The organism is Pseudoalteromonas sp. S3776 (assembly GCF_005886915.1).
In the GTDB taxonomy this organism is placed as follows: domain Bacteria; phylum Pseudomonadota; class Gammaproteobacteria; order Enterobacterales; family Alteromonadaceae; genus Pseudoalteromonas.
This window is the reverse complement of sequence record NZ_PNCU01000158.1, coordinates 1-322: the sequence shown is the minus strand read 5'-3', so window position 1 is coordinate 322 and position 322 is coordinate 1. Positions and strand designations below refer to the sequence as shown.

1 protein-coding gene is annotated in these 322 nt (G+C 45.7%); it reads left to right on the top strand.

Going from position 1 to position 322, the window contains the following annotated elements; genetic code table 11:
• The coding region (locus CWC16_RS20095; RefSeq protein ID WP_212747458.1) for a hypothetical protein at positions 1 to 322 on the top strand (322 nt) is incomplete at both ends.

Here is a 322-nt window from a genome sequence, read left to right as displayed (position 1 = left end):
TTGGAAACCATGTTTCTGGTCATCAACTCAGGCATAAGGCGTTTTGAGAGGGAAAAGAACGCTTTGTCGACCCCCCTTGAGAAAAGACTGGCGGTGATCATTGTTTTTCACTATTTGCATGAGAAGGGTAACCCAGCCTATAAGCTATCGAGCCTCAATCGGGCAGTGATCTTGAGCGAAAGGCAGCATGACTCATCAGGACGAGACTGGCAGCTCAAGCACGGCTACTACCTTGATCTTGAAAAAACATCTATTCCAGATAGAGCCTATGAGAATCCCATATTGCTAATTTTGAGGGCATTCAGCCCAGCTTTATTTACTG